The 24849-nt window shown below is 69.4% G+C and carries 22 protein-coding genes; 19 read left to right on the top strand and 3 right to left on the bottom strand.

Going from position 1 to position 24849, the window contains the following annotated elements:
* Positions 1-3: 3 nt before the first annotated feature.
* From ACFCVM_RS10685 to ACFCVM_RS10650, 8 genes are all read left to right on the top strand, one after another.
* Complete coding sequence (locus ACFCVM_RS10685; protein ID WP_375836153.1) at positions 4-1053, top strand: metal ABC transporter substrate-binding protein; 1050 nt, start codon at positions 4-6, stop codon at positions 1051-1053.
* A 5-nt stretch (positions 1054-1058) separates the two neighbouring features.
* On the top strand, positions 1059-1847 hold the full coding sequence (locus ACFCVM_RS10680) for a metal ABC transporter ATP-binding protein (RefSeq protein ID WP_375836152.1): 789 nt from the start codon (positions 1059-1061) through the stop codon (positions 1845-1847).
* A 47-nt stretch (positions 1848-1894) separates the two neighbouring features.
* On the top strand, positions 1895-2791 hold the full coding sequence (locus tag ACFCVM_RS10675; protein ID WP_375836151.1) for a metal ABC transporter permease: 897 nt from the start codon (positions 1895-1897) through the stop codon (positions 2789-2791).
* The gene (locus tag ACFCVM_RS10670; protein WP_375836150.1) at positions 2791-3633 is read left to right on the top strand and encodes a metal ABC transporter permease; all 843 of its coding nucleotides are present in this window, start codon (positions 2791-2793) and stop codon (positions 3631-3633) included. Before ACFCVM_RS10675 ends, ACFCVM_RS10670 begins: the two co-directional genes overlap by 1 nt.
* Positions 3630-4031 carry a Fur family transcriptional regulator gene (locus ACFCVM_RS10665; RefSeq protein WP_375836149.1) on the top strand — a complete coding sequence of 134 codons (402 nt, stop codon included), beginning with the start codon at positions 3630-3632 and terminating at the stop codon, positions 4029-4031. The genes ACFCVM_RS10670 and ACFCVM_RS10665 overlap by 4 nt, the downstream gene beginning before the upstream one ends.
* A gap of 361 nt (positions 4032-4392) precedes the next feature.
* Positions 4393-5805, top strand: coding sequence for a glycine betaine/L-proline ABC transporter ATP-binding protein (locus ACFCVM_RS10660; RefSeq protein ID WP_375836148.1), 1413 nt, complete (start codon positions 4393-4395; stop codon positions 5803-5805).
* The gene (locus ACFCVM_RS10655; protein ID WP_375836147.1) at positions 5802-6725 is read left to right on the top strand and encodes an ABC transporter permease; all 924 of its coding nucleotides are present in this window, start codon (positions 5802-5804) and stop codon (positions 6723-6725) included. Before ACFCVM_RS10660 ends, ACFCVM_RS10655 begins: the two co-directional genes overlap by 4 nt.
* 84 nt (positions 6726-6809) lie before the next feature.
* Positions 6810-7703 (top strand): glycine betaine ABC transporter substrate-binding protein, encoded by an 894-nt coding sequence (locus ACFCVM_RS10650; RefSeq protein WP_375836146.1) that lies wholly within the window; start codon positions 6810-6812, stop codon positions 7701-7703.
* A gap of 101 nt (positions 7704-7804) precedes the next feature.
* Here ACFCVM_RS10650 and ACFCVM_RS10645 read toward each other — a convergent pair whose 3' ends face one another.
* Together ACFCVM_RS10645 and ACFCVM_RS10640 are read right to left on the bottom strand one after the other, a co-directional pair.
* On the bottom strand, positions 7805-9451 hold the full coding sequence (locus ACFCVM_RS10645) for an amino acid permease (protein WP_375836145.1): 1647 nt from the start codon (positions 9449-9451) through the stop codon (positions 7805-7807).
* Positions 9452-9460: 9 nt separating this feature from the next.
* Complete coding sequence (locus ACFCVM_RS10640) at positions 9461-10915, bottom strand: glutamate decarboxylase (protein WP_375836144.1); 1455 nt, start codon at positions 10913-10915, stop codon at positions 9461-9463.
* Positions 10916-11106: 191 nt separating this feature from the next.
* On the opposite strand from ACFCVM_RS10640, the gene ACFCVM_RS10635 reads away from it, so the two are divergent.
* The 7 genes from ACFCVM_RS10635 to ACFCVM_RS10605 all read left to right on the top strand — a co-directional run bounded on the left by ACFCVM_RS10635 (position 11107) and on the right by ACFCVM_RS10605 (position 18363).
* On the top strand, positions 11107-11817 hold the full coding sequence (locus ACFCVM_RS10635) for a hypothetical protein (RefSeq protein WP_375836143.1): 711 nt from the start codon (positions 11107-11109) through the stop codon (positions 11815-11817).
* A gap of 218 nt (positions 11818-12035) precedes the next feature.
* Positions 12036-12272 carry a 50S ribosomal protein L28 gene (gene rpmB / locus ACFCVM_RS10630; RefSeq protein ID WP_056654700.1) on the top strand — a complete coding sequence of 79 codons (237 nt, stop codon included), beginning with the start codon at positions 12036-12038 and terminating at the stop codon, positions 12270-12272.
* Positions 12272-12439, top strand: coding sequence for a 50S ribosomal protein L33 (gene rpmG / locus ACFCVM_RS10625; RefSeq protein ID WP_022892462.1), 168 nt, complete (start codon positions 12272-12274; stop codon positions 12437-12439). Before rpmB ends, rpmG begins: the two co-directional genes overlap by 1 nt.
* Positions 12440-12442: 3 nt before the next feature.
* Entirely contained in the window at positions 12443-12748 is a 306-nt protein-coding gene (gene rpsN, locus ACFCVM_RS10620) for a 30S ribosomal protein S14 (RefSeq protein WP_375836142.1), read from the top strand.
* 197 nt (positions 12749-12945) lie between these two features.
* The gene (locus tag ACFCVM_RS10615; protein ID WP_375836141.1) at positions 12946-15459 is read left to right on the top strand and encodes a collagen binding domain-containing protein; all 2514 of its coding nucleotides are present in this window, start codon (positions 12946-12948) and stop codon (positions 15457-15459) included.
* Between the two features lie 380 nt (positions 15460-15839).
* Entirely contained in the window at positions 15840-16127 is a 288-nt protein-coding gene (locus tag ACFCVM_RS10610) for an HU family DNA-binding protein (RefSeq protein ID WP_056007305.1), read from the top strand.
* Between the two features lie 262 nt (positions 16128-16389).
* Positions 16390-18363: a cytochrome c oxidase assembly protein gene (locus ACFCVM_RS10605; protein ID WP_375836140.1), complete on the top strand. Its 1974-nt coding sequence runs from the start codon at positions 16390-16392 to the stop codon at positions 18361-18363.
* A 5-nt stretch (positions 18364-18368) separates the two neighbouring features.
* Here the strand turns inward: ACFCVM_RS10605 and ACFCVM_RS10600 are convergent, their stop codons facing one another.
* Positions 18369-19376, bottom strand: a complete 1008-nt coding sequence (locus tag ACFCVM_RS10600; protein ID WP_375836139.1) for a hypothetical protein — start codon at positions 19374-19376, stop codon at positions 18369-18371.
* Positions 19377-19569: 193 nt separating this feature from the next.
* Between ACFCVM_RS10600 and ACFCVM_RS10595 the strand changes: the two genes are divergently transcribed.
* From ACFCVM_RS10595 to ACFCVM_RS10580, 4 genes are all read left to right on the top strand, one after another.
* Entirely contained in the window at positions 19570-20877 is a 1308-nt protein-coding gene (locus ACFCVM_RS10595) for an ATP-dependent RecD-like DNA helicase (protein WP_375836138.1), read from the top strand.
* Between the two features lie 119 nt (positions 20878-20996).
* Entirely contained in the window at positions 20997-22316 is a 1320-nt protein-coding gene (locus ACFCVM_RS10590) for a serine hydrolase domain-containing protein (RefSeq protein ID WP_375836137.1), read from the top strand.
* 203 nt (positions 22317-22519) lie between these two features.
* A complete protein-coding gene (locus tag ACFCVM_RS10585; RefSeq protein WP_375836136.1) occupies positions 22520-23320 on the top strand; it encodes a class II glutamine amidotransferase in 801 nt (266 codons plus the stop codon).
* 32 nt (positions 23321-23352) lie between these two features.
* Entirely contained in the window at positions 23353-24831 is a 1479-nt protein-coding gene (locus ACFCVM_RS10580) for a DUF2252 domain-containing protein (protein WP_375836135.1), read from the top strand.
* Positions 24832-24849 lie beyond the last annotated feature (18 nt).

The following is a 24849-nucleotide window of genomic DNA, read 5'->3' as shown; positions in this document are numbered from 1 at the left end:
ATCATGACCAACCGAAGCAGAGCCCTCCGCCGGCTGCCCGCGACACTCGCCGGCGGTGCCGTGCTCGCGACAGCGGCGTTGGCCCTTGCGGGGTGCTCGGCGCCCGCGGCATCCGGTGCATCAGGCGACGGCCCGAAGATCGTCGCGACGACGACCCAGGTCGGCGACTTCACTCGCGAGCTCGTGGGTGACAGCGCTCCGGTCACCCAGCTGCTCTCCCCCGGGCAGAGCGCCCACAGCTTCGATCCGTCGGCGGCGCAGCTGCTCGCGCTGTCGCAGGCCGACGCCCTCGTCGTCAACGGGGGCGGCCTCGAGAGCTGGCTCGACGACGCCGTGCAGGCCTCGGGCTTCGAGGGCGCGCTCATCGACGCGAGCACGGGTATCGAACTCCACGGCACCGACGACCACGACCACGACCACGACGACGCCGCCGACGATCACGACGAGTCGGCCGAGCACGACGACCACGATCACGGCGCGGGCAACCCGCACATCTGGACGGATCCCGAGCTCGCGGAAGAGATGGTCGAGAACATCGCCGACGGGCTCGCCGCCGTGCCGGGTGTCGACACCGCCGTCGTCGCGCAGAACGAGACCGCCTACCTGGCGAAACTCGACGCGCTCGACGACTGGATCGCCGAGAACGTCGAGACCGTGCCGGTCGCCGAGCGACTGCTCGTGACGAATCACGACGCCTTCACCTACTTCGTCGACGCCTACGACGTCACCTTCGTCGGCAGCGTCATCCCGAGCTTCGACGACAACGCCGAGCCGAGCGCCGCCGAGATCGATGCACTCGTCGATCGCATCCGTGCGACCGGTGCCACGGCCGTGTTCTCCGAGGCATCCATCTCACCGAAGGCCGCAGAGACCATCGCCGCCGAGGCCGGCGTCACCGTGTACTCCGGACCCGACGCCCTCTACGGGGATTCGCTCGGCGTCGAGGGCAGCGACGGCGCCACCTACCTCGGCAGCCAGCTGCACAATGCGCGCCTCATCCTCGAGTCGTGGGGCGTCACGCCTACCGCGCTGCCCGAGGCGCTGCAAGGATGACAGCCATGAACGACTCCCCCGTGCTGCGCCTTCGCGGCGCCGCGTTCACCCACCCCGGCGGCACGGGCGTCAGCGGCCTCGACCTCGACATCGCGCCGGGTGAGGCCGTCGCGCTCATCGGGCCGAACGGCGCGGGCAAGTCGACCCTGCTGAAGGGGATCCTCGGGCTCGTGCCGCGCACCGCCGGCACGATCGAGTTCGGCACCCGTGCCTCGGACGGTGACCCCGCCGCTTCGCATGCCGCGAACGGCATGGTCGGTTTCCTGCCGCAATCGGCGGACCTCGACTCCGACTTCCCGATCAGTGTCGAGCAGGTCGTGATGCAGGGCCGCTACCGCGGACTCGGGCTCCTCCGCTGGCCGGGCCGCGCCGATCGCGCCGCCGTGCGGGATGCGCTCGAGACCGTCGGACTCGCCGAGCTCGCGAAGCGCCCGTTCGGCGAGCTCTCGGGCGGGCAGCGTCAGCGGGGTCTCCTCGCCCGCGCGCTCGCCTCCGATCCCAGGCTGCTGCTGCTCGACGAGCCGTTCAACGGGCTCGACCAGCCCAACCGAGACGCGCTCGTCGAGACGGTTCGAACGCTCAAGACCCGCGGCGTCGCGGTGCTCGTCTCGACGCACGATCTCGATCTCGCCCGACGCGTCTGCGACTCGGTCGTGCTCGTGAACGGCACCCAGCTCGCGAGCGGACCGGTCGACGACGTGCTCACCCTCAGCAACGTGCAGGAGTGCTTCGAAGGCGTCGAGGTCGAGATCGACGAGCACACCCTCGTCGTCCCCGGGCACGAGGGCCACTGAATGCCGCACGCGACATATAACGGTTCGATCCGGCCGGGCGGTGACGGATGCCGCTGACCGACGCGCTCTTCGGCGCATTCGCCATCCCGTTCATGGGCCGGGCGCTCCTCGTCATGCTCGTGCTGGCAGTGGTCGCGGGGTTCGTCGGCGTGCTCGTGAACCTCAGGGGGCTCGAGTTCATCAGCGACGGCCTGACCCACGCCGTGTTCCCCGGCCTCGCCATCGGTCTCGCGGTCGGCGGCAGCGCCGGGCTCCTGCCGGGCGCTGCGATCGCCGCGCTTGCGGGCGCACTCGCGCTGACCTGGCTCGATCGCGCGGGCATCACCTCCGATGCGGCGATCGCGATCGTGCTGACCGCGACGTTCAGCGTCGGCGTCATCGTGGTCTCGCGCAGCGACGACTACGCCGGAGAGCTCGAGGCGCTGCTCTTCGGCCGCGTGCTGACGATTCCGCCGGCGGAGGTGCTGCCGCTCGTGGTCGTGAGCCTGCTCGCGCTCTGCATGGTGCTGCTCACGTTGAAGCAGCAGCTGTACCGCGCCTTCGACGCGAAGGGCAGCCGCGCGGCCGGCGACTCGGCCCTCGTGCTCGACCTCGTGCTCAACTCGGCGATCGCCCTCGTCGTGGTCGCCGCCGCCAGCACGATCGGAACACTGCTCGTGCTCGCGCTCCTGATCGTGCCGGGCGCGGTGGCCCGGCTGACGACCGGGCGGATGTGGTGGCTGTTCCCCGTGGCTGCGGTCTTCGCCGCGGTCGCGGCATGGCTCGGCCTGGCCCTCGGCTTCGCGATCTCGGTCGGCGCCGGCGTCGACGTGCCGGCCGGCAGCACGGTCGTCGCGGTCTTCGTGGTCGGGTACGCGCTCGTGCTGCTCGTGAGCAGCGCGGTCGGACGCTCCCGCACCCGATCGGGCCGGCTCGATCCCGTCGCAGCGGGGGAGGGGCGCTGATGGGGTATTTCGAGCGGGCGCTCATCGCCGCGATCATCATCGGCGCCGGCGCAGGACTCGTGGGCAGCCTCGTGGTCGTGCGGCGTCGTACCTTCTTCGCACAGGCCCTGACGCATGGCACCTATCCCGGCGCCGTGGCGGCCGCCGCCGTCGGCGTGAGCGTGCCGGCAGGCGCTGCTGTGGCATCCGTCGTCCTCGTCGCCGTGATGGCGGGCATCGCCCGCGTGCGGCGGCAGGGCGCGCAGGTGGCCGCGGGCATCGTGCTGACGGGCGGCTTCGCCGCGGGTGCCCTGCTTCAGGCGCTGATCCCCGGCCTCCCGGTACGAGCCGAATCACTGCTCATGGGCTCGATCCTCACGGTCAGCGACGGAGATATTCTGCTCGCGGCATCCGTCGCGATCGTCGCGGTCGTCTGCATCGCCCTGTTCGGCAAGGAGATCGCCTTCTCGACCTTCGATCCCGCAGGATTCCGCGCCGCCGGCTACCGCGAGTGGCCGATCGAGCTGCTCGTGCTCGGCCTCACCGCCGCGTCGGTCGTCAGTTCGCTCCCAGCTGTCGGCGCCATCCTCGCGATCGCGCTGATCGCGGCGCCTGCGGCCGCAGCCCGGCTCATCGTGCGCTCGTTCCGGGGGCTGCTGTTCGCCGCACCCGTCATCGGTGCGGCGGCGGGCGTGCTGGGCGTGGTCTCGTCCCGGATGTTCGAGATCGCCGCCGGGCCGGCGATCGCCCTCGCGGCTACGGCGTTCTTCCTGCTCGCTCTGGGTATCTCCAAGCTTCGGGGACTACCGTTGAACCGAGTCGCCATACCGGTGGAGACCGCGGAGGACGCACGGATCGCATGAAGCGCAACACCTGGCAGCGAGAGGCCGTTCGCGAAGCACTCGACGGCACCGAGGGGTTCATCAGCGCGCAGGCGCTGCACTCGACCCTTCATTCGAGCGGGTCGCCGATCGGCCTGGCGACGGTGTACCGCGCGCTCGGCGACCTCGCCTCGAGCGGCGAGGCCGACTCGCTGCAGTCGCCCGAGGGCGAGGCGCTGTATCGCGCCTGCAGCACGACGGGGCACCATCACCACCTGATCTGCCGCAACTGCGGGCTGACCGTCGAGATCGCCGCCGACGAGGTCGAGGCGTGGGCGAAGGCGGTCGCGGCCGAGCACGGGTTCACCGGCGCGGCGCACGTCGTCGACGTGTTCGGCCTCTGCGCCAATTGCACCGAACTGCAGGCCGCGGGGGAGTAGCGCGTCAACGGGCGCAGCGAAATCCCTGATCACAGCGGTATTCACGCGGCACGATTTGGGTTTGTCGTGACGACCTCGATACGGTGGACGTGGTCCTGCAAAGACCGAATCGCCCAGTCCGCGCTTTTGCATTCCGAGATCGGCATGCAGAATCGTATGGTTCGGCGGCGTGGCATCCGGCCCCGATGGTCGGCTGCATGGAAGTCGTGTTTCGCCCGCGGTCGCAGCAAAGACCGGGGCTTGAGTCCAGACATCCGGATCGCCGTGAACCCGGCCGTGACCCACGAGTCAGCCCTGCCCGATTCCTGACCGCGCACGTCTTTCGTGCGCGGTGTTCGGCGTGCGCTCCGGGAGCCTGTCCATGTCCGAAACACCAGCACTCGAGTCCGGAGCACCAGCGCTCTCGGTTCGTCGCCTCACGAAGTTCTTCGGGCGCAAGCCCAGGGAGGCGCTCGAGCGCCTCCGTGCCGGCGCGGGCCGCGCCGAGCTCTCATCGCTCGGCACCGCCGCAGTGATCGACGCCGACTTCGATGTGCGGCGGGGCGAGATCTTCGTCGTCATGGGACTCTCGGGCTCGGGCAAGTCGACGCTCATCCGCACGCTGAACGGCCTGCTCGAACCGACCGACGGCACCGTCACGGTCATGGGGGAGACCATCACGGGCATGTCGCCGAAGCGGCTCCGCGAGGTGCGCCGTCGCCACGTGTCGATGGTCTTCCAGCATTTCGCGTTGCTGCCGCACCGCAACGTGCTCGAGAACGCCGCGTACGGGCTCGAGATCCAGGGTGTTGGCGCGACCGAACGGCGTGAACGCGCCGAGCACATCCTCGAACGCGTCGGCCTCGGCGGTTGGGGCGACAAGATGCCCGCCGAGCTCTCGGGCGGCATGCAGCAGCGCGTCGGGCTCGCCCGGGCGCTCGCGTCGGACACCGACATCCTGCTCATGGATGAGGCGTTCTCGGCACTCGATCCGCTCATCCGCAAGGAGATGCAGGAGCAACTCGTCGAACTGCAGCAGGAGCTCGGCAAGACCATCGTCTTCATCACGCACGATCTCAACGAGGCGATGTTCCTCGGCGACCGCATCGCCGTCATGCGCGACGGGCGCATCGTGCAGCTCGGCACCGCCGAGGAGATCCTCACCGACCCCGCCGACGACTACGTGGCCCAGTTCGTGCAGGATGTCGACCGCTCGCGCGTGCTGACGGCCGGCAACGTCATGGAGGCGCCGCGTGCCGTCGTCACCGCCTCGGCCGGTCCGAGGGCGGCGCTGCGCTCGATGCGCGACCTGCAGACCTCGATGGTCTTCGTCGTCGGCGGCGGCCGACGCCTGCTCGGCGTCGTGCACGACCGCGACGTGCTGCGCCTCGTGCAGCGCGGGGAGCGGTCGCTCGAGCCGGCCATCAGCGACGACCACCCCGTCGTCGGCGCCGACGAGCACCTCTCCGAACTCTTCGAGAGCGCCGTCGAGAGCCAGCTGCCGCTCGCGGTCGTCGACGACCAGGGGCGCCTGCTCGGCGCCGTGCCGCGCGTCACCCTGCTCGCGGCGCTCGGCAACGTCTCGTCGAACACGGGGGAGCATGCCGTCATCGAGACGCCCGCGACGATCCCGGTCGACGTCATCACCGCCACGCTGCACCGAACCTCTCGGCCCGACACGGCGATCGCCGATGCGGCCGACGCGACCGCCGTCGCTGCGGCGGCGGCCGAGGCCGCCGACATCCGGGCCGAAGCCACGCGAGCGGAAGCCGCGGGGGAGAGGAGCCCGGTGTGAACAACTTCCGCCTTCCCCTCGGCGACTGGGCCGACGCCGTCATCCACTTCATCACCGACGTCTTCGGCGGGTTCTTCACGGTCGTGCGGAACATCTTCGCCGGCTTCTACGACCTCGTCGACTTCGCCCTGCAGACGGCGCCCTTCTGGGTCGTCATCGTGGTGCTCGCGGCGATCGCCTGGCTCGCGAAGGGCTGGAAGCTCGCGACAGGCACCGCGCTCGGCCTCCTCGTGATCGTCGGCGTCGACCAGTGGGACAACGCCATGTCGACGCTCGCCCTCGTGCTCGTCGCCTCGCTCATCGCCGTGGTGATCTCGGTGCCGCTCGGCGTGCTCGCCGCCCGGTCCGACGTGGCGTCGAAGGTCATCCGCCCGATCCTCGACTTCATGCAGACGATGCCCGCGATGGTCTACCTGATCCCGGCGCTCATCCTCTTCCGCGTCGGCGTCGTGCCCGGCATCGTCGCGACGATCATCTTCGCGATGGCGCCCGGCGTCAGGCTCACCGAGCTCGGCATCCGCGGCGTCGACAAGGAGGTCGTCGAGGCCGGCCAGGCCTTCGGCTCCTCGCCGTGGCGCATCCTCCGCCAGATCCAGCTGCCGCTCGCGATGCCGAGCATCATGGCCGGCGTCAACCAGGTCATCATGCTCTCGCTCTCGATGGTCGTCATCGCGGGCATGGTCGGCGCAGGCGGGCTCGGCGGCCAGGTCGTGCAGTCGCTCACCCGCATCGACGTCGGTCTCGGCTTCGAGGCCGGGCTCTCCGTCGTGATCCTCGCGATCATCCTCGACCGCGTCACCGGTGCGCTCGGCACCCCGCGCAAGCCGGGGCGGCGACGCAGGCAGGCACCGACGACGGATGCGGCGGAGCCGCTCGGTCCCGAGGCCGAACGGCTGCCCGCGGCATCCGCCACCGCCTGACCCGCGACGAACGACTCGCCGTGCGGGACTCGCGCGGCGCTCCCCAACACCCGTGACACAGCACACGGGAGGAAAGGAACACACATGAAGAAGCGCACGCTCACCGGAGCACTCGCACTCGGAGCGGTCTCCGCGCTCGCACTCGGCGGCTGCGCCGCCGGTGCGGAGGCCGAGACCCTCGAGAACGGCGACGAGAAGTCCGTCACGATCGCCGTGTTCAACGGCTGGGACGAGGGCATCGCCGCGAGCGAGCTCTGGAAGGCCGTGCTCACCGAGCAGGGCTACGACGTCACGCTCGAGTACGCCGACCCCGCGCCGGTCTACTCCGGTCTCACGACCGACGACTACGACGTGACCCTCGACACCTGGCTGCCGATCACGCACGCCGACTACATCGAGCAGTACGGCGACGACCTCGTCGACCTCGGCGCCTGGAACGAGGACGCGAAGCTCACGATCGCCGTGAACGAGGACACCCCGGTCGACTCGCTCGCCGACCTCGCCGCCAACGCCGAGCTGTTCGACAACCGCCTCGTGGGCATCGAGCCGGGCTCGGGCCTCAACCGGGTCACGACCGACGAGGTCATCCCCGCCTACGGTCTCGAGAAGATGGACTACCTGACGAGCTCGACGCCCGCGATGCTGGCGGAGCTGACCGCCGCGACCGAGAACGGCGAGAACGTCGCCGTGACGCTCTGGCGCCCGCACTGGGCCTACGACGCGTTCCCCATCAAGGACCTCGAGGACCCCGAGGGCGCGCTCGGCGACGCCGAGGGCATCCACTCGTTCGGCGGCAAGGGATTCGAGGCGTCGCACCCGACCCTCGCGGGCTGGCTGAAGGACTTCACGATGGACTCCGAGCTGCTCTTCTCGCTCGAGAACGCGATGTTCAACGCCGACGGCTCCGACGACTACGCGCCGGCCGTCGAGCAGTGGATCGCCGACAACCGGGACTTCGTCGACACGCTGACGAAGTAGCTCGCGGCCCCGACGCGAACCGGCGGGTGAAGAGAGGGGGCGGATGCCGCGGCATCCGCCCCCTCTTTCACCCGCCTCTCTCGTCTCCGAGCGTCGAGGGCCTAGCCTCCGGGCGTCGACGTCCCGCCGCCCGCAGCGCTGGGCGGGGCCGCGGCCTCAGATTGCTCCGCTGCGGCGGGCGGGTTCACGAGCACGTCGTCGAACGTCGTCTTCTCCTCAGCGGTGCGCTGGTCCCATGACGGCTTCCGCGCCGCATAGAAGATGAGGGGCGGCACCCCCAAGGCGAGCACGACCACTCCGACGAGCACGGGATAGGTCCAGCCGGGCGCACCGCCGCCGAACCCCTCGGGCGGGATGAAGCCGAGGATGAACGCCGCCAGGCAGGCGATGAACCCGATCGTCGCGATCACGTACATCGCAGGAACCCGGTAGGTGCGCACGACGTGCGGCTGCTTCGCCCGCAGGCGCATGGCCGCGGCGAACATCATCATGTACATGATGAGGTAGAGCGCCGCCGCCATGTCGACGAGCAGGATGAACGCCGTGTTGATGTTCGGCACGAAGAGGAACAGCGATGCGAGCAGCGTCACGACGATGCCCTGCACGGTGAGGATGCCGACCTGGACGCCCGCCTTGTTGCGCTTCTGCAGGAACACCGGGAGGTATCCGCTTCGTGCGGCCGCGAGGAGACCGCGCGACGGCCCTGCGATCCAGGTGACGACCGAGGCGAATGCGCCCAGCGCGATGAGCAGCGACAGCACCGGTGTCAGCCATGACATTCCGAAGGCGTCGAAGTACGCCTGGAACGCGAGGTTGATGCCGGTCGTCAGCCCCAGCTTGTCGGACGGCACGACCAGGCCGATCGCGATCGTCGGCACGATGAAGATGCCGAGGATCAGGATCGACGCGATGAGCACCGTCTTCGGGTACTCCTTGCCCGGGCTCTTCAGATCGTTCGCGTGCACCGCGTTGACCTCCATGCCGGCGTAGGCGAGCACGTTCGACACGATGAGCACGATCGAGGCGAGTCCGGTGAACGGCGGGATCACCGACGCCGCCGTGAGCGGAATCTGGCTGGTCTGGCCCGTGGAGACCCAGATGACGCCGAAGATGATCAGCAGCAGGCCCGGGAAGATCGTTCCGGCGAGACCGCTCCAGGAGCCGACCTTCGCGAAGAGGTTTCCGCCCTTCAGCGTGATGAAGGTGGAGAACCAGTACAGCACCAGGATGACGATCGCGGTGTAGAGCCCCGAATTCGCCAGGTTCGGGTCGAGGAACACGAACGCGAGCGACGCTGCGATGAACGCGATCTGCGTCGGGTACCAGACGACGTTCTGCACCCACTGCAGCCAGATCGCCTGGAACCCCCATTTGCCGCCGAACGCCTCGCGAACCCACGTGAACACGCCGCCCTTCCATCCGGTCGCGAGTTCGGCGGCGACGAGCGCCGTCGGGATGAGGAAGAGGATCGCGGGGATGACGAACAACGTGATCGACCCGAGCCCGTAGCCGGCCATGGCCGGAAGGCTCCGCAGCGAGGCGACCGCGACGACGGTGAGGATCGCCAGCTGCATGAGCGACATGAACTTCTGCGAGGTCACGCCCGGTGCGCCGATGGCCGGCTTGTGCGGAACCTTCTCGAACGGATGCGGCTTCACGTGTTCGGGCGACGGCGCGATGGTGCCGTCGGCCCGCCGCGGTGCCGGTGACCCGGGCGAGGCGGCAGCCGAGTCCTTGATGTCGGTCATGATCGCCCCCTAGTGGGTGAACGAGGACACTTGGCCCTCGATCGGCATCGGCGACTCGAGGGCATCGAGGAACTCGGTGGCCTCCTTGATGTCGAGGAGCAGCGACTCCGCGAGGTTCCGGCTGAGTCCGTTGCGCACGACGATGCGCTGCACCACGAGGTCGGAGAGGTCGTCGGGCATGGGGTAGGCGGGGATGAGCCAGCCCTTCAGGCGGAGGCGCTCTGACAGGTGGTACAGGTTCCACTTGTCGGTGTGGCCCTTCTTGAGCTGCCACGCGAAGACCGGGATGTCCGTGCCGTCGTTCCAGAGCTCGAACGCGTCCATCTTCGCGATCTCGCCCGAGAGGTACACCGCGACATCCTGCGACGCCTGCTGCACCTTGCGGTACCCGTCCCACCCGAGTCGGAGGAAGAGGTAGTACTGCAGCAGCACCTGAGCGCCCGGTCGCGAGAAGTTCAGCGCGAAGGTGGGCATGTGGCCGCCGAGGTAGGTGACGTCGAACACGAGGTCCTCAGGCAGGTCGCCGACCGTGCGCCAGACCACCCAGCCGAGGCCCGGGTAGACGAGCCCGTACTTGTGCGCCGAGGTGCTGATCGACACGACCCGGTCGACGCGGAAGTCCCATTCGAGGTCGGGCTGGAGGAAGGGCGCGATCATGCCGCCGGATGCGCCGTCGACGTGGATCTTCACGTCGAGCCCGGTCTTCTCCTGAATCGCGTCGAGCGCCTTGGAGATCTGGGCGACCGGCTCGTACATGCCCGTGTAGGTCACGCCCATGATCGCGACGACGCCGATCGTGTTCTCGTCGACGTACTTGTCGAGGTCGTGGCCGTCGAGCACCTTGTGCTCGTCGCTGATCGGAACGTATCGGGCCTCGACATCCCAGTAGTTGCAGAACTTCTCCCAGCACACCTGCACCGCGCTCGAGAGCACGAGGTTCGGCTTCTCGGTCGACTTGCCCTCGGCGCGACGGGCGATCTGCCAGCGTCGCTTCAGCGCGAGTCCGCCGAGCATGCACGCCTCGGACGAGCCGATGGTGGAGGTGCCGATGGCGCCCTCCGCGCTCGGCGCGTTCCAGAGGCTCGCGATCATCTTCCAGCACCGGGTCTCGATGGCCGCCGTCTGCGGGTACTCGTCCTTGTCGATCATGTTCTTGTCGGCGGTCTCCGCGTAGAGCTTCGACGCGAACGAATCCATCCAGGTGCCGACGAACGTCGCCAGGTTCAGGCGGGCGTTGCCGTCGAGCATGGCCTCGTCATGCACGATCTGGTAGGCGGTCTCGGGCAGCGACTCGCCCTCGGGGAGGCGGTCCACCGGGAAGTCCGTGGCCTCGCCCTCTCGCGCGAAGATCGGATTCAACTGCGTGCGATCCGCGATGCCGGAGAACGCGTGACGCGATCGATCCGGAGTGATCGGAGTGCTGTCACCGCTGCCCGAGTGCGATCGTGGCTTGTTGTCGGTCATTGTTGATCCCCCGTGTTCTGCTTCGTCGTGCATGAACATGGGCGCGTCAAGGACGACAGCGCAGGGTGTCACCCCCCAGTGGACGGCCCAAACCCCGAGTGTGGCCCGAACCCCGATGGGCGTCAAGGGTGCGTGGCTACAGTGGGATCGGGCGGATGGCGCCCGGCACCCGGGACGAGAGGCGCATGGCCATGACCGACGGAAGCGCCGCGCACGACCGACGCGCACCGGATGCCGCCTCGGGTGCCGACACGACTCCGCTGCGCCTCCGACGCGAGGCATGGGGATTCGCGATCGGTTCACTCTGCTTCATGGCGGGGGCCTTCCCCGCCTACGCGGACTGGGCCGGCGCCGTGATGGTCGGCATCACGTTCTTCGTCGGATCGCTGTTCTTCACCGCTGCCGCGTTCATCCAGCTGAGCCTCAGCGGCCGCCGTCCGCCGCGGAGCCGCACCAACACGGCCGACCGTGCCGACTGGTGGTCGGCTGCCGTCCAGTTCGCGGGAACCCTCTGCTTCAACGTGAGCACCGGCGTCGCCCTCGCCGCCGCGATCGCCGCGCCCGAGAAGCTCGGCGCGGGGTGGCGGCCCGATGCGTTCGGCTCCATCGCCTTCCTCGTGTCCAGTGCGCTGGCGGTCGTGGCGACGAGGCATCGACTCGCGCTCTGGGACACGCATGCCCGTACCTGGCACGGCACGTGGTTGAACATGATCGGTTCGGTGGCATTCGCCGTGTCGGCCGTTGGCGCCTACGTGTCGCCGGTCACCGGCGACTTCGTGAGCCAGTTCTGGGCGAACCTCGGAACACTGCTGGGCGCGCTCTGCTTCTTCGTCGCGGCGGTGCTGTCGCGCCGCCCGCTCCAGCGGCATGAACGGGTCGTGGGCCCGGTCTGGGGCGACTGACGCAGGATCGTCCGTGCCGGCTGCGGCTGCGGCATCCGCTCGGTTCGGTCGCTGGCGCCTCGTCTGGTAAGCTGGCTCGTTGGCTGGGCACTTCCACTGCCCATGCCGCGACAATCCCCATCGAAACCACGCGAGAAATCGCGGGCTTCCGCATGGAGAGGGTCAGCAGACAAGAGACCTTGGGAGGGGCATCCGCCCCTCGGTATTGGAGGAAACCAATGGCAGCAGTGTGCCAGGTGACTGGAGCCGTTCCCGGCTTCGGGCACAACATCTCGCACTCGCACCGCCGGACGAAGCGCCGCTTCGACCCGAACGTGCAGAAGAAGACCTATTTCGTGCCGTCGCTGCGTCGCAGCATCACCATCAACGTGTCCGCCAAGGGCATCAAGGTGATCGACGCTCGTGGCATTGAGGCAGTGGTCAAGGACATGCAGGCACGTGGGGTGAAGCTCTAATGGCGAAGGCACAGGACATCCGGCCGATCATCAAGCTTCGGTCGACCGCCGGCACCGGGTACACCTACGTGACCCGCAAGAACCGCCGCAACAACCCCGACCGCCTCGTGCTCAAGAAGTACGACCCTGTAGTGCGCAAGCACGTCGACTTCCGAGAGGAGCGCTAAGACATGGCGAAGAAGAGCAAGATCGCACGCAACGACCAGCGCAAGGTCATCGTCGAGCGGTACGCCGCGAAGCGTCTCGAGCTGAAGAAGGCGCTCATCGACCCGAACGGCACCGACGAGAGCCGTGAGGCCGCTCGCAAGGGCCTGCAGAAGCTTCCCCGCAACGCGTCGCCGGTTCGCCTGCGCTCGCGTGACGCCATCGACGGCCGCCCCCGTGGTGTGCTCACCAAGTTCGGTGTCTCGCGTGTCCGCTTCCGCGACATGGCGCACCGTGGCGAGCTGCCCGGCATCACCAAGTCGAGCTGGTAGGCAGTAGCTTCACGCTTCACCGGAAGGGGCGTCCAGGGTTTCCCTGGGCGCCCCTTCCGTCGTGTGCGCGGCATGATCGGCACGGACTCGCAGCCTCGCGGGTCCTGACCGGCGGGGAGTTCTGCCCATAGCGGACGCACGTCTCCGCTTCGTACCGTGGGAACGCCGCCACTCTCGGCGCTCACGGAAGGATCTCGATGCACCCGCAAACTCCTGAATCCCCGCCGGCCCAGCGCCGACGACGGTACCTCGGAATACTCGGCGCGCTCGCGATGCTCGTCGGGCTCGCCGGGGTCGCGTCGCCCGCCGCTGCGGCCGAGTCCGAGACGACCAGTTCCATCGCCGGCGTCGTGACCGGGGAGGCCGGCGCGCCGCTCGAGGGCGTGCGCGTGCAGCTCTTCCTCTGCGACCCCGATTTCGACCCGCTGGAGCAGCGCGACTGCTGGAGCCTGCTCTGGGGCGAGGGCAAGGAGGGGGTGACCGCGGCCGATGGGACCTTCTCGATCGAGAACCTCGCCCCCGGCACGTATCGGGCCTCGATCAACCCGCAGGTGCAGACCGCGCAGTACGTCTACGAGTACTGGGACGCCGCCGGCGCCTTCGAGACCGCGACCGACATCACCGTGACCGCCGGCGAAGCGGCGACCATCGAGCCGACCCTCGAGCTCGGCGCGACGGTGTCGGGCACCGTCGTCGATGAGGCCGGCCAGCCGGTCGCCGGGGGGTTCGTCTACGCCTACCTCTCGTCGGACCTGACCGGGACCCGCGGCGGGGCGTCCGTCGCCCCCGATGGCAGCTACACGATCACGGGCCTGCCGACGGGCGAGTACGTCCTGAAGGCCGGACCCGGCTGGGGGAGCGAGTCCGAGCTCGTCGACGAGTACTGGCAGGACGTGTACGACGAGGATGCCGCGGCTCGCGTCGCGCTCGTCGGCGGGCAGTCGTTCGCAGCCGACTTCGAGCTGAACGCCGGTGCCGTCATCGAGGGCACCGTGTCCGCCGATGGCGCTCCGGTCGAAGGCATCGAGGTCGCCGCCTCCTACGCGGGCTCGTCCGACGACTACATCGCGACCGTGAAGGCCGTGACGGCCGCCGACGGCACCTACCGCCTCGCGGGCCTCGAAGCGGGCGAGTACGTCGTCGGCTTCTCCGATTTCGACGGTGAATGGGCGCACCAGTACTGGCAGGGTGCGGTCGACCGCGCATCGTCGACCCACCTCGACCTCAGCCCCGGTGATGTCGCCGAGGCCGTCGACGCGAACCTCACCGCCGGCGGCGCGCTCGCCGGAACCCTGACCGAACGTGCTGAAGCCGGCGGCGTGCCGTCGGCGCAGGCCTCCTTCGACGTGCTCCGCAAGAACTCGAGCGGCGTGTGGGAGACGGTCGTCTCCGAACAGGCCGACGCTTCCGGAGCATACGAGGTGTCGGGCCTGGCTCCCGGCGAGTACACCGTGATGTCGTACGGCTCATGGAGCGCGAACTGGGCGAAGACCTACTACGGCGGCGGCTTCTTCCATGACGAGGCGGCCGTGGCCGCGGTCACCGCGCAAGGGGTGACTCCGGGCGTCGACGTCGAGGCTGCGCCGGGCGTGCAGATCGCCGGCAGCATCATCGACGAGCACGGGGGACCGGCGACCGGGGCGAGCCTGCGTCTGCTGTTCGAACGCGCCCCCGGTGTGTGGGCGGAGCCCGAGCAGATCAGCGGAGCCGGCGACGACATCTCGTTCCGCATGGGCGGCCTGCCCCCGGGCGACTACATCGTCGAGTTCGCCGACCGGAGCGATGCGGCCGTGCCCTATGCCACCCAGTTCTGGGAGAACGCGTCGACCCGCGAAGCGGCCACCGTGCTCGAGGCGCCGAACGGCGGCGCGTTCACGGGCATCAACGCCGTCATGACGCGGACGGCACCCGAGCCCGAGCCGGCGCCGACCCCGACGGTGCACGGAGTCGCACAGGTCGGCCAGGCGTTCACCGTCGACGCGGGCGACTGGGGCGACGGCGCGGAGCTCGCCTACCAGTGGCTCGCCGACGGTCAGCCGCTCGCTGACGCGACGGGCACCGAACTGGTGCCGGGCGACGCCCTCGAGGGCGTGACGCTCGCGGTCACGGTCACCGGCACGCGCCCCGGAGCGGAGCCCATCTCGGCCACGTCCGAGGCGACGGCGCCCCTTGCGCCGCGATTCGCCGACCTGACGGCCGGCGGTCACACCACCAATGTGCGGTGGGCGGGTGGCACCGGGGTCATCGCCGGGATCCGCGGCGACGACGGCATCGTGCGGTTCGAACAGAAGGCTCCTGCGACGCGCGGCGTCACCGCGATCGCGCTGTACCGGCTCGCCGGCTCGCCCGAGTTCGAGGTGCCCGCAGTGCCGACGTTCGCCGACGTTCCGGCCGATCACGTGGCGTTCACGGCGGTCGAGTATCTCGTCAGCGTCGGCGGCACCGCCGCCAGCGGCAGCTTCGGCCCCGACGACAAGCTGACGCGCCAGCACCTCGCCGCATTCCTCTACCGGGCGTCGGCGCCGTCGTTCACCGCACCCGCCACGGCGACGTTCAGCGACGTCGCGGTCGGGTCGACGTTCTTCCGGGCGATCGAGTGGGTCGCCGCCGAGCGCCTCACCACGGTGAGCGGCGCGTTCCGCCCCGCGGCGACGACGTCGCGCGAGGAGCTCGCGACCTTCCTGAAGCGCTGGTCGGCGATCGACGACTGAGCAGCGTCCCGGCTGCGGCCGGACCGAATGGGAGCTGGAGAGAACGAGAACGAGAGCAGAGCGGATGCCCCGCACCGGGGCATCCGCTCTGCTCGTTCGTCTGCCGGCTCGCGTGCGCGACGCAGGCGGGATCCGGATGCCCGCCGACGGGCCTCGGCGCCGCCTCGGTGACGTGTTCGGCGCTCCCAGAGGTCGGAATTCGCTCCCAGCGGACGCGACACGCCGAAGCGAAGGTGTCGGAAAGTGCCGGAAATCCGCGGGATTCCGCGGAACTCTGTTACATTCGAGGCGGCCTGATCGGCCACGGGGGCGGTTGAACGATCGTTCCCGGGAACTCATAACTGCTGTACCGAACAGCGAACGTCCGAGGAGGACATTCAATGGCTGACAAGTCGCTCAACAAGACCGAGCTCGTCGCGAAGGTCGCAGCGTCGACCGGACAGAGCCAGGCTACCGTCGACGCCGTTCTCGGCGGCCTCTTCGAGGCGCTCGCCGAGTCCGTGGGCTCGGGCACGAAGGTCTCCATCCCGGGCTGGCTCGCCGTCGAGCGCACGCACCGTGCAGCTCGCACCGGCCGCAACCCGCAGACGGGTGCCGAGATCCAGATTCCGGCCGGCTACTCGGTCAAGGTCTCGGCTGGTTCGAAGCTCAAGGCTGCTGCGAAGTAACTGCGACTTCCCGAAGGGGCGTACGGCGCGAGCCGTGCGCCCCTTCGTCTGTTCAGACGGCACGGGCTGCGCCGTCGTTGCTGGTTCCCGTGATTCCTGAGCCCGCTCTGGGCGGACGCACGGGCTGCGCCGTCGTTGCTGGTTCCCGTGATTCCTGAGCCCGCTCTGGGCGGACGCACGGGCTGCGCCGTCGTTGCTGGTTCCCGTGATTCCTGAGCCCGCTCTGGGCGGACGCACGGGCTGCGCCGTCTAGGCTGGTTCGGTGCCCCGCTCCGTGCGAGTGCTCGGCCCCGCCGCACTCATCGTCGTCGCCATCGCCGCGACGTTCGCCGGCCTCGCCTACGGCGGGGGAGCGGCCGAACAGCTGATCCAGGACCCGGGCCCCATCGCCCGATACGGCGTTCCCATCGCGAAGCTCTTCGTCAACCTCGGCGCGGCGGGCATGATCGGCGCGCTCGTGCTCGCCGTCTGGGCGCTGAGCCCGAAGCGGCGAGAGTTCGACCTGGCACTCGACGTTGCCGCGGCATCCGCTGCGGTGCTGACCGTCGCGAGCGGCGCGACCGGTCTCTTCACCTTCCTGCTCGTCACGGGCGTGCCATTCGACCTGAGCGATGCGTTCGGGCAGAAGCTCGGCCAGTTCGTGACGACCATCGAGCTCGGGCAGGCCTGGCTCACGACGATGCTCGTGGCCGCCGCCGTCACGGTGCTGTGCTTCGCCGTGCGCAACCACACCGCCCTCGTCTTCGTGGCGGTGCTCGCGGTGGCCTCGCTCGTGCCGCTGGCCCAGCAGGGCCATGCGGCGGGTGCCGCCGGTCACGCGGCGGCCGTCACCGGGCTCGGCCTGCACCTCGTCTTCGCCTCGGTCTGGCTCGGCGGGCTCGTCACGATCGTGCTGCTGAAGGGCGAGCTCGGCGCGAAGCGGCTGCCCGTCGTGCTCGCGCGGTACTCGACCGTCGCGCTCATCAGCTTCATCGTCGTGGCGCTCTCGGGCTACGCGAGCGCTGCGCTCCGCATCGGCGACTGGGACCAGCTCCTCACGCCGTACGGCGGGCTCGTCGTCGTCAAGGTGGTCGCCCTCGTCGCGCTCGGCCTGTTCGGCGCCGCGCAGCGCCGGTTCCTGATCGGTCGGATGTCGCGTGGCGACGGGAGCCGCAACGGCTCGTTCTGGTGGCTCGTCGTCGCCGAGCTCGCCTTCATGGGACTCGCCTCGGGCGCCGCCGCCGCGCTCGCCCGCACAGCCACCCCGGTCTCCGAGGAGCAGGCGGGCTCGCTCGCCCGCACGCCCGCGGAGATCCTCACGGGTGAGCCGCTGCCGCCGTGGCCCGAGACGTTCCGCTTCTTCACCGAGTGGAACCCCGACCTCATCTGGCTGCTCGCGTGCGGCTTCGGCATCTTCTTCTACGTCGCGGGCGTGCGACGGTTGCGCAAGCGCGGCGACCGCTGGCCGATCTACCGCACGGTGCTCTGGATCTCGGGGCTGCTGCTGCTCGCCTACATCACCAACGGCGGCGTGAACGTCTACGAGCAGTACCTCTTCTCGGCGCACATGCTCGCGCACATGGTGCTCACGATGGCCGTGCCGGTGCTGCTCGTGCCCGGTGCGCCCGTCACGCTCGCGGCCCGCGCCATCCGCGCCAGGAAGGACGGCAGCCGCGGCGGCCGGGAGTGGATCCTGCTCGCCGTGCACTCGAGGTTCGCCGGGTTCATCGCGAACCCCATCGTCGCGGCCCTGCTCTTCGTCGGGTCGCTCTGGGTGTTCTACTACTCGCCGCTGTTCCGCTGGACGATGCTCGACCACATCGGGCACGAGTGGATGATCGTGCACTTCCTGATCACCGGCTACCTGTTCGTGCAGTCGCTCATCGGCATCGACCCCGTGCCCTACCGCCTGCCGTACGCATTCCGGCTGCTGCTGCTGCTCGGCACCATGGCATTCCACGCGTTCTTCGGCCTCGCGATCATGTCGAGCACCGGGCTGCTGCTCGCCGACTGGTACGGGGCGATGGGCTGGGGCACCGACGCGCTCGTCGACCAGCAGCTCGGCGGCGGTATCGCCTGGTCGATCGGAGAGATCCCGACGGTGGCGCTCGCGATCACGGTCGCCGTGCAGTGGGCGCGCAGTGACGAGAAGGAGTCGAAGCGCCGCGACCGGCACGCCGACCGCACCGGCGATGCCGAACTCGAGGCGTACAACGCGCAGCTGGCCGCGATCGCCGAGCACGACCGGCCGCAGTAGCGCCGCTACTTCAGCTGGATGGCGATGGTGTCGTCGGGCGTGATGACCGCCGCGAGGGCCAGGGTGAACGGGCGGTCTTCGTCGAGCGTGTAGTGATGCCCGTCGAAGAGCGACTGCACCTCGACCGTGATGTGGGCGACGCCCTCGGTGGGCGGCATGTCGAACGACGACTCGCCCGGCGTCAGGGTGACCTGGGGGGAGCTGACGATGCTCCATTGCGGTTCACCGGTCACTCGATCGTCGATCTCGATGCCGAAGGGGCACTCGGCCGGCTGCAGCACCGGTTGTGCGGCGCACTTGGCGAGGAAGTCGTCGACCTTGAACTGCACGCGCTCGACGAAGGCCGGGGTCGGCTGGGCGTCGACGGTGACGGCCGTGCGCGTCGAGACATCGGCCTGCAACGGGACGGGCACGGCCTCGAGCAGCTCCGAACTGTACGAGAACTCGTAGACGGCCGGCGCGATCGCGATGTACGGCGTCACCTGGGTGAAGGCGGCGAGTTCTTCGCCCGTCTTCAGCGCGCGCGCGTCGAGCGTGAGCGAGCCGACCGTGAACGTCGGGTTGTGCGCGGCGGTGACGTCGATCACGGCGAGCGGGCTGACAGCGAACTCCCAACGGTTCAGCACTCCGTAGAGCGGCTCGATGGGTCGCACGTCGAACGAGGACTGCACGATCGCGTCGGCGAGCCGGTAACTGGCGGTCACGGTGTGCATGCCGTCGGCCCGTGCGACGTCGCTCATGATGCGGATGTCTTCGGGCCCCGACTCGATGACGCCCGTTCGCAGCATCGCGGTCGAGACGTCGGCGGGCAGGCCGAGTGCCGCGAGTTCGGCTTCGTCGAGGGCGACACCGGGGGTCGTGGATGCCTCGGCGATGTCGTCGTTCGCGATGGCCGTGAGGTAGCGCTCGATGAAGCTCGACGAGCCGTAGATCGTCTGGTTCAGGGTGCCGAGCGCGGCGATGAAGGCGCCGACGAGAAGCACCGCGAGCCCGAGCCACCCGGCTACGGACAACGGCGAGATTCGACTGCTGCGCACTCCGGAGCTCCCCACCCGCACCAGTGTATGCGGCGCCGGCTGCGGGAACTGGGGGCGAGCTCCGAACGGCATGGCCTCAGCGCGGCTCGGCCCAGTGCCGAGGCGGTTACAGTGGGATCGCCGCGACCTCCGCCCCGCGGCATCCGCTCGCCGAATCGAAAGCGCCCCAGTGCAGAACGTCACCCTCAGCCGTGAACAGGCCGCGGTGTTCCAGGCCATCGAGGGAACGCGCGAGCACGTGTTCGTCACGGGTCGCGCCGGCACCGGGAAGTCGACCCTGCTGAACCACCTGAACTGGAACACGCAGAAGCAGATCGTGATCTGCGCCCCCACGGGTGTCGCGGCGCTGAACGTCGGCGGACAGACGATCCACTCGCTGTTCCGGCTGCCGATCGGGGTCATCGCCGATCACGACATCGAGCAGAACGACACCGTCCGCAAGATCCTGAACGCGATGGACACGCTCGTCATCGACGAGGTCTCGATGGTCAACGCCGACCTGCTGGACGCGATGGACCGGTCGCTCCGTCAGGCCAGGCAGCGCCCCTTCGAGCCGTTCGGTGGCGCACAGGTCGTGCTGTTCGGCGACCCGTACCAACTCGCACCCGTGCCGGGCGACGCCGACGAGCGCGCCTACTTCGCCGACACCTACGACTCGATGTGGTTCTTCGACGCGAAGGTGTGGCGAGAGACCGATCTGCGCATCTTCGAACTCGGCGAGATCCATCGCCAGCACGACGACGAGTTCAAGCACATGCTGAACGCGGTGCGCCACGGCATGGTGACCGCCGAGATCGCCGGGGTGCTCAACAGCGTCGGTGCGCGCCGGCCGCTGCCGGAGCACGGCGCCATCACGCTCGCGACCCGCAACGACACCGTCAACCGCATCAACCGCACGCAGCTGCACCGCCTGCCGGGGCAGTCCCAGGGCAATGAGGCCGAGGTGAACGGCGACTTCGGCGGCCGGGCGTTCCCAGCAGACGAGAACCTCGAGCTGAAGCTCGGCGCACAGGTGATGTTCCTCCGCAACGACACCGCGATCGGCCCCGAGGGCCAGCGATGGGTGAACGGCACGATCGGCACCGTCACCTCGCTCGACCGCGCGGTGCGCGTCGACGTCGACGGTGAGGAGCACGAGGTCGAGCAGGTGACGTGGGAGAAGTACAAGTACACCTGGGATCCGATCCGCAAGAAGCTCGAGAAGCAGATCGTCGCCGAGTTCACGCAGTTCCCGTTGAAACTGGCTTGGGCGGTGACCATCCACAAGTCGCAGGGTGCGAGCTACGACGCGGCGATCGTCGACCTCGGCCAACGGGTCTTCAGCCCCGGGCAGACGTACGTCGCACTGAGTCGTCTCACCTCGCTCGAGGGGCTCTACCTCGAGCGACCGCTTCGCCCGAGCGACATCATCGTCGACCGCGACGTCGAGCGCTTCATGTCGAGGGCCGATCGCGAGATCACAGCGCAGCAGCGCTGACTCGAGCCGTGCAGCTCAGGTCGGCCGCCCTCCGCTTCCGGCGCCACGACCGGCCCGAGACCGGCTTCGCCGCTTTACCGGGTTACACTTTCACCGGACACACGGCTGAGGGGAGCTAGGTGGCTGGCCAGATCAAGGTCGCACGGAGGCGGGCAGTCGTTGCCGTCCTCCTCGTCGGCGTGCTCGGAATGTCGGGCTGCACCGGCGGTTCCGTCGACCCGTTGGCGGAGCTCGACCCCGTCGGGTCCCCGTTCGGTGACGAGCTCGCCGGCCAATTGCAGGCGGTGCTCGACGAAGCCGTGGCGCTCAGTGGTTCGAGCGGCGGCATCGCCGGCGCGTGGTCGCCGTGGGCGGGCGAGTGGACCGGCGCGACCGGAACCGTCGACTTCGACGAGAAGTCCGAACCGGTCACCACCGACACCGAGTTCCGACTCGGAACCCTCACGAGCGAAGTGACGTGCACCGTGCTGCTGCGTCTCGTCGACGAGGGTCGAGTAGCCCTCGACGACCAGGTCGACGACTACGTCGACTGGGTGCCCGGCCTCGACGGCATCACGCTCGGGCAGCTCTGCGCGCACACCTCGGGAGTCGCCGACTACTACCCGGGGCTGCAGAGCCATTTCGTGGCGAACCCCGAGCGCATCTGGCCGCCAACCGAGCTGCTCTCGAGCGGGCTCGCCCTTCCGCGCACCGGGACGCCCGGCGAGCACTGGTCGCACTCGCGCACGGGCGTGCTCCTGTTGTCGATGGCCCTCGAGCGCAGCACCGGACGCGCCTGGGGCGATCTCGCAAAACAGTACGTCTTCGATCCGCTCGGGATCGAGGACACCACGCTTCCTGCGCCGACCGACACCGAGCTCGACGGTGCACTCGGCGCCTACTCGGCGGCGCTCGCCGCGAACGGAACGGCCGACTGCGCCGTCATCCGCGACGACACGGAGCAGTCGAGTTCGATGGGCGGTGCCGCGGCCGGCGCGGTCTCGAGCCTCGACGACACCCGCCGGCTGAGCGCAGCGTTCGCGACGGGCGCCCTGCTCGACGAAGGGACGGCGCGAAAGCAGTGGACGCCGATCCCGCTGGGCGGCGACGCGCCGGCCTGGCAGAGCTGGGGGCTCGGAGGAGCCGAGTTCGGCCCGATGCGCGGCCTCGCCGGCGAGTCGCCCGGCGCGCTGACGGCCGCGTTCACCGATCCCGACAGCGGGCTCACCATCGTCATCGCCCTCAACAACTCGACGTCGGGCGGCGATTTCGTGCGTGAAGCGGCGTTCGCGCTCGCCTCGCTGGCGTCGAAGGCGCCGGCCGCTCCCGAGCACGAGCAGCCGCTCGTCGAGCTGCCGTGGTCGTTCGAACAGGCGACGGCCAAGATGCACGAGCTGGCGAAGTGCCCGACACCGGAAGCGGCGCCCGAGCCGGCGCCGGAAGCAGCGCCCGCGGGCTGAGGCCGGTAGTCGCGGCAAACGCGCGGTCCGCCGTCGCCGAGCTGCGCTTCTCTCGACGTGGCAGGTGAGGAATGTTCACGGCAGCGCTAGGCTGACCGCATCCGCGCTCCGTGCCGGATGCGCGCTCCGATGCCGGACGAAGGAGCTGAGCCGCCATGTGCCGTTGGCTTGCCTATGCGGGAGAACCGCTTCAACCGTCACTCGTGATCCTCGACGCGCAGCATTCGCTCGTCGCGCAGGCGCTCGATTCACCGCTCGGCGCCGAGACCGTGAACGGCGACGGATTCGGGTTCGGCTGGTATCCCGTCGGCTCGACCGAGGGCAGCCTCCCGTCGATCTATCACAGCGTGGAACCCGCGTGGAACGACGAGAACCTGCGCGAGATCACCGACGCGGTCGAGAGCCCGCTGTTCTTCAGTCACGTTCGCGCGGCCGCCGGTCCGCCGATCCAGCGCACCAACTGCCATCCGTTCCGGTACCTCAACTGGCTCTTCATGCACAACGGGGTGATCAACGGATTCCACGAGCTGAAGCGGGATCTCACCTTCGCGGTCGACCGCTCGCTCTATCCGCACATCCTGGGCACCACGGACTCCGAGGTGCTCTTCCACCTCGCGCTGACCTTCGGTCTCCTCGAGGACCCGATCGCCGGCATGCGGAAGGCCGTGCAGTTCGTCGAGGAGATCGGTGGGGCGCACGGTATCGAGCATCCGATGCAGGGCACCGTCGCGCTCGCCGACGGTGCGACGATCTGGGCGTTCCGGTACTCCACCGAGGGCCGGTCGCGCACGCTCTTCCACTCCGTCGACGTCCCGACGCTCCAGGAGATGTACCCGGATGTCCCGCGCCTGAAGCTCTTCGGCGAGAACGCGCGAGTCGTGGTCTCCGAGCCGCTCAACGACCTGCCCGGCGCATTCCTCGAGGTGCCCGAGTCGTCGGTCGCGGTCCTCGGACCCGACGGGAACCACTACGAGCCGTTCATGGCGGGCGCCATGCCGGCCTGACGGGGGACGAAGAACAGAACAGGGGGAGCCGCATGACGCCGCACCACGGGGCATCCGAGACCGCTGCACCGGGCGCCGGGGCCGTTGCGCCGTCCGAAGCGCTCCCGGATCCCACCGACTTCGCGGCCAGGGCGGAGTGGGGGCGTGCGGCGCGCCGACGCTCGCCGCGTGCCGAGCACGCCGACTGGGTCCCGGCGGTCGACCGCCCAGATCCGGTGGCGCTGCTCGAGGAGCAGGCGGCGAGCCGCGTGCCCGAGCTCGTCCCGATCCGCCACGCGCGCATGCTGGTCTCGCCGTTCACGTTCTACCGCGGGGCGGCCCTGATCATGGCTGCCGACCTCGCACACACGGCCGACTCGGGCATCACGGTGCAGATCTGCGGCGACGCGCACCTGTCGAACTTCGGCATCTTCGGCACTCCCGAGCGCAAGCTCGCATTCGACATCAACGACTTCGACGAGACGCTGCCCGGCCCATGGGAGTGGGACCTCAAACGTCTGGCGGCGAGCTTCGAGATCGCCGGCAGGTCCCGTGGCTTCTCCGAAGCGGAGCGGCGCACGACGACGGTCGAGGCGGTGCGCGGCTACCGCGAGCGGATGCATCGGGCCGCCGAGTCGCGGGTGCTCGAAGCCTGGTACGACCGACTCGACGCCGACACGCTCGCCGAGTGGGTGCGGGCCGAGCGGCAGGCCGGCAAGGCCGAGAAGGAGCAGGTGAAGCGCACCGATTCCATCATCGCGAAGGCCAGAACCCGTGACAGCATGAAGGACTTCTCGAAGCTCGTGCGCGTCGTCGACGGTCGGCTGCGCATCGCCGCCGATCCGCCGCTCATCGTGCCGATCGAAGACCTCTCGCCGCTCGGCCGCACGCACGCCGACGACGAGCAGGCCATGCGCGAACTGCTGAGCGGATACCGCATGACACTGCCGCTCGCGAGGCATCCGCTCGATGAGTTCAGGTACCTGCACATGGCACGCAAGGTGGTCGGCGTCGGCAGTGTCGGAACCCGGGCCTGGATCGTGCTGCTGCGCGGTCGCGACGACGAGGACCCGCTCCTGCTCCAGGCGAAGGAGGCGGAGGCGTCGGTGCTCGAACGCTTCGTCGCGCCGAGCGCGTACGACCATCACGGAGAGCGAGTCGTGCGGGGGCAGCGGATCATGCAGGCCGCGAGCGACCTGTTCCTCGGGTGGCAGCGCGTGCAAGACGGCGGCGGCGAGATGCGCGACTTCTACCTGCGTCAGCTGCACGACTGGAAGGGCGCGTTCGACATCGAGAACGGCGTGCCGTCGGGAGCGAAGCTCTACGCGAAGGTCTGCGGCGAGACACTCGCGCGGGCCCACGCCCGCTCGGGCGACCGGGTCGCGATCGCCGGCTACCTCGGCGAGAGCGATCGCTTCGACGAGGCCGTCGCGGACTTCGCGGTCGCGTACGCCGACCAGAACGAACGCGACTACCGGTCCTTCGTCGCGGCGGTGGAATCGGGACGGCTCCTGGCGGCGCCCGAGGGGTGAGCGCGTGGCGGGGCAGCG

Source organism: Agromyces sp. NPDC056389 (assembly GCF_042262385.1).
Taxonomy (GTDB): Bacteria; Actinomycetota; Actinomycetes; order Actinomycetales; family Microbacteriaceae; genus Agromyces.
Note: the sequence above shows the minus strand (reverse complement) of the source record. Positions and strands in the feature narration are given on the sequence as shown.

Coding starts and splice junctions, on each gene's coding strand:
- ACFCVM_RS10660 (WP_375836148.1), top strand. CDS start 4,393: ATGTCCGAAACACCAGCACTCGAGTCCGGAGCACCAGCGCTCTCGGTT.
- ACFCVM_RS10615 (WP_375836141.1), top strand. CDS start 12,946: ATGCACCCGCAAACTCCTGAATCCCCGCCGGCCCAGCGCCGACGACGG.
- ACFCVM_RS10635 (WP_375836143.1), top strand. CDS start 11,107: ATGACCGACGGAAGCGCCGCGCACGACCGACGCGCACCGGATGCCGCC.
- ACFCVM_RS10580 (WP_375836135.1), top strand. CDS start 23,353: ATGACGCCGCACCACGGGGCATCCGAGACCGCTGCACCGGGCGCCGGG.
- rpmG (WP_022892462.1), top strand. CDS start 12,272: ATGGCGAAGGCACAGGACATCCGGCCGATCATCAAGCTTCGGTCGACC.
- ACFCVM_RS10685 (WP_375836153.1), top strand. CDS start 4: ATGACCAACCGAAGCAGAGCCCTCCGCCGGCTGCCCGCGACACTCGCC.
- ACFCVM_RS10610 (WP_056007305.1), top strand. CDS start 15,840: ATGGCTGACAAGTCGCTCAACAAGACCGAGCTCGTCGCGAAGGTCGCA.
- ACFCVM_RS10645 (WP_375836145.1), bottom strand. CDS start 9,451: ATGACCGACATCAAGGACTCGGCTGCCGCCTCGCCCGGGTCACCGGCA.
- ACFCVM_RS10665 (WP_375836149.1), top strand. CDS start 3,630: ATGAAGCGCAACACCTGGCAGCGAGAGGCCGTTCGCGAAGCACTCGAC.
- ACFCVM_RS10640 (WP_375836144.1), bottom strand. CDS start 10,915: ATGACCGACAACAAGCCACGATCGCACTCGGGCAGCGGTGACAGCACT.
- rpmB (WP_056654700.1), top strand. CDS start 12,036: ATGGCAGCAGTGTGCCAGGTGACTGGAGCCGTTCCCGGCTTCGGGCAC.
- ACFCVM_RS10650 (WP_375836146.1), top strand. CDS start 6,810: ATGAAGAAGCGCACGCTCACCGGAGCACTCGCACTCGGAGCGGTCTCC.
- ACFCVM_RS10675 (WP_375836151.1), top strand. CDS start 1,895: ATGCCGCTGACCGACGCGCTCTTCGGCGCATTCGCCATCCCGTTCATG.
- rpsN (WP_375836142.1), top strand. CDS start 12,443: ATGGCGAAGAAGAGCAAGATCGCACGCAACGACCAGCGCAAGGTCATC.
- ACFCVM_RS10680 (WP_375836152.1), top strand. CDS start 1,059: ATGAACGACTCCCCCGTGCTGCGCCTTCGCGGCGCCGCGTTCACCCAC.
- ACFCVM_RS10670 (WP_375836150.1), top strand. CDS start 2,791: ATGGGGTATTTCGAGCGGGCGCTCATCGCCGCGATCATCATCGGCGCC.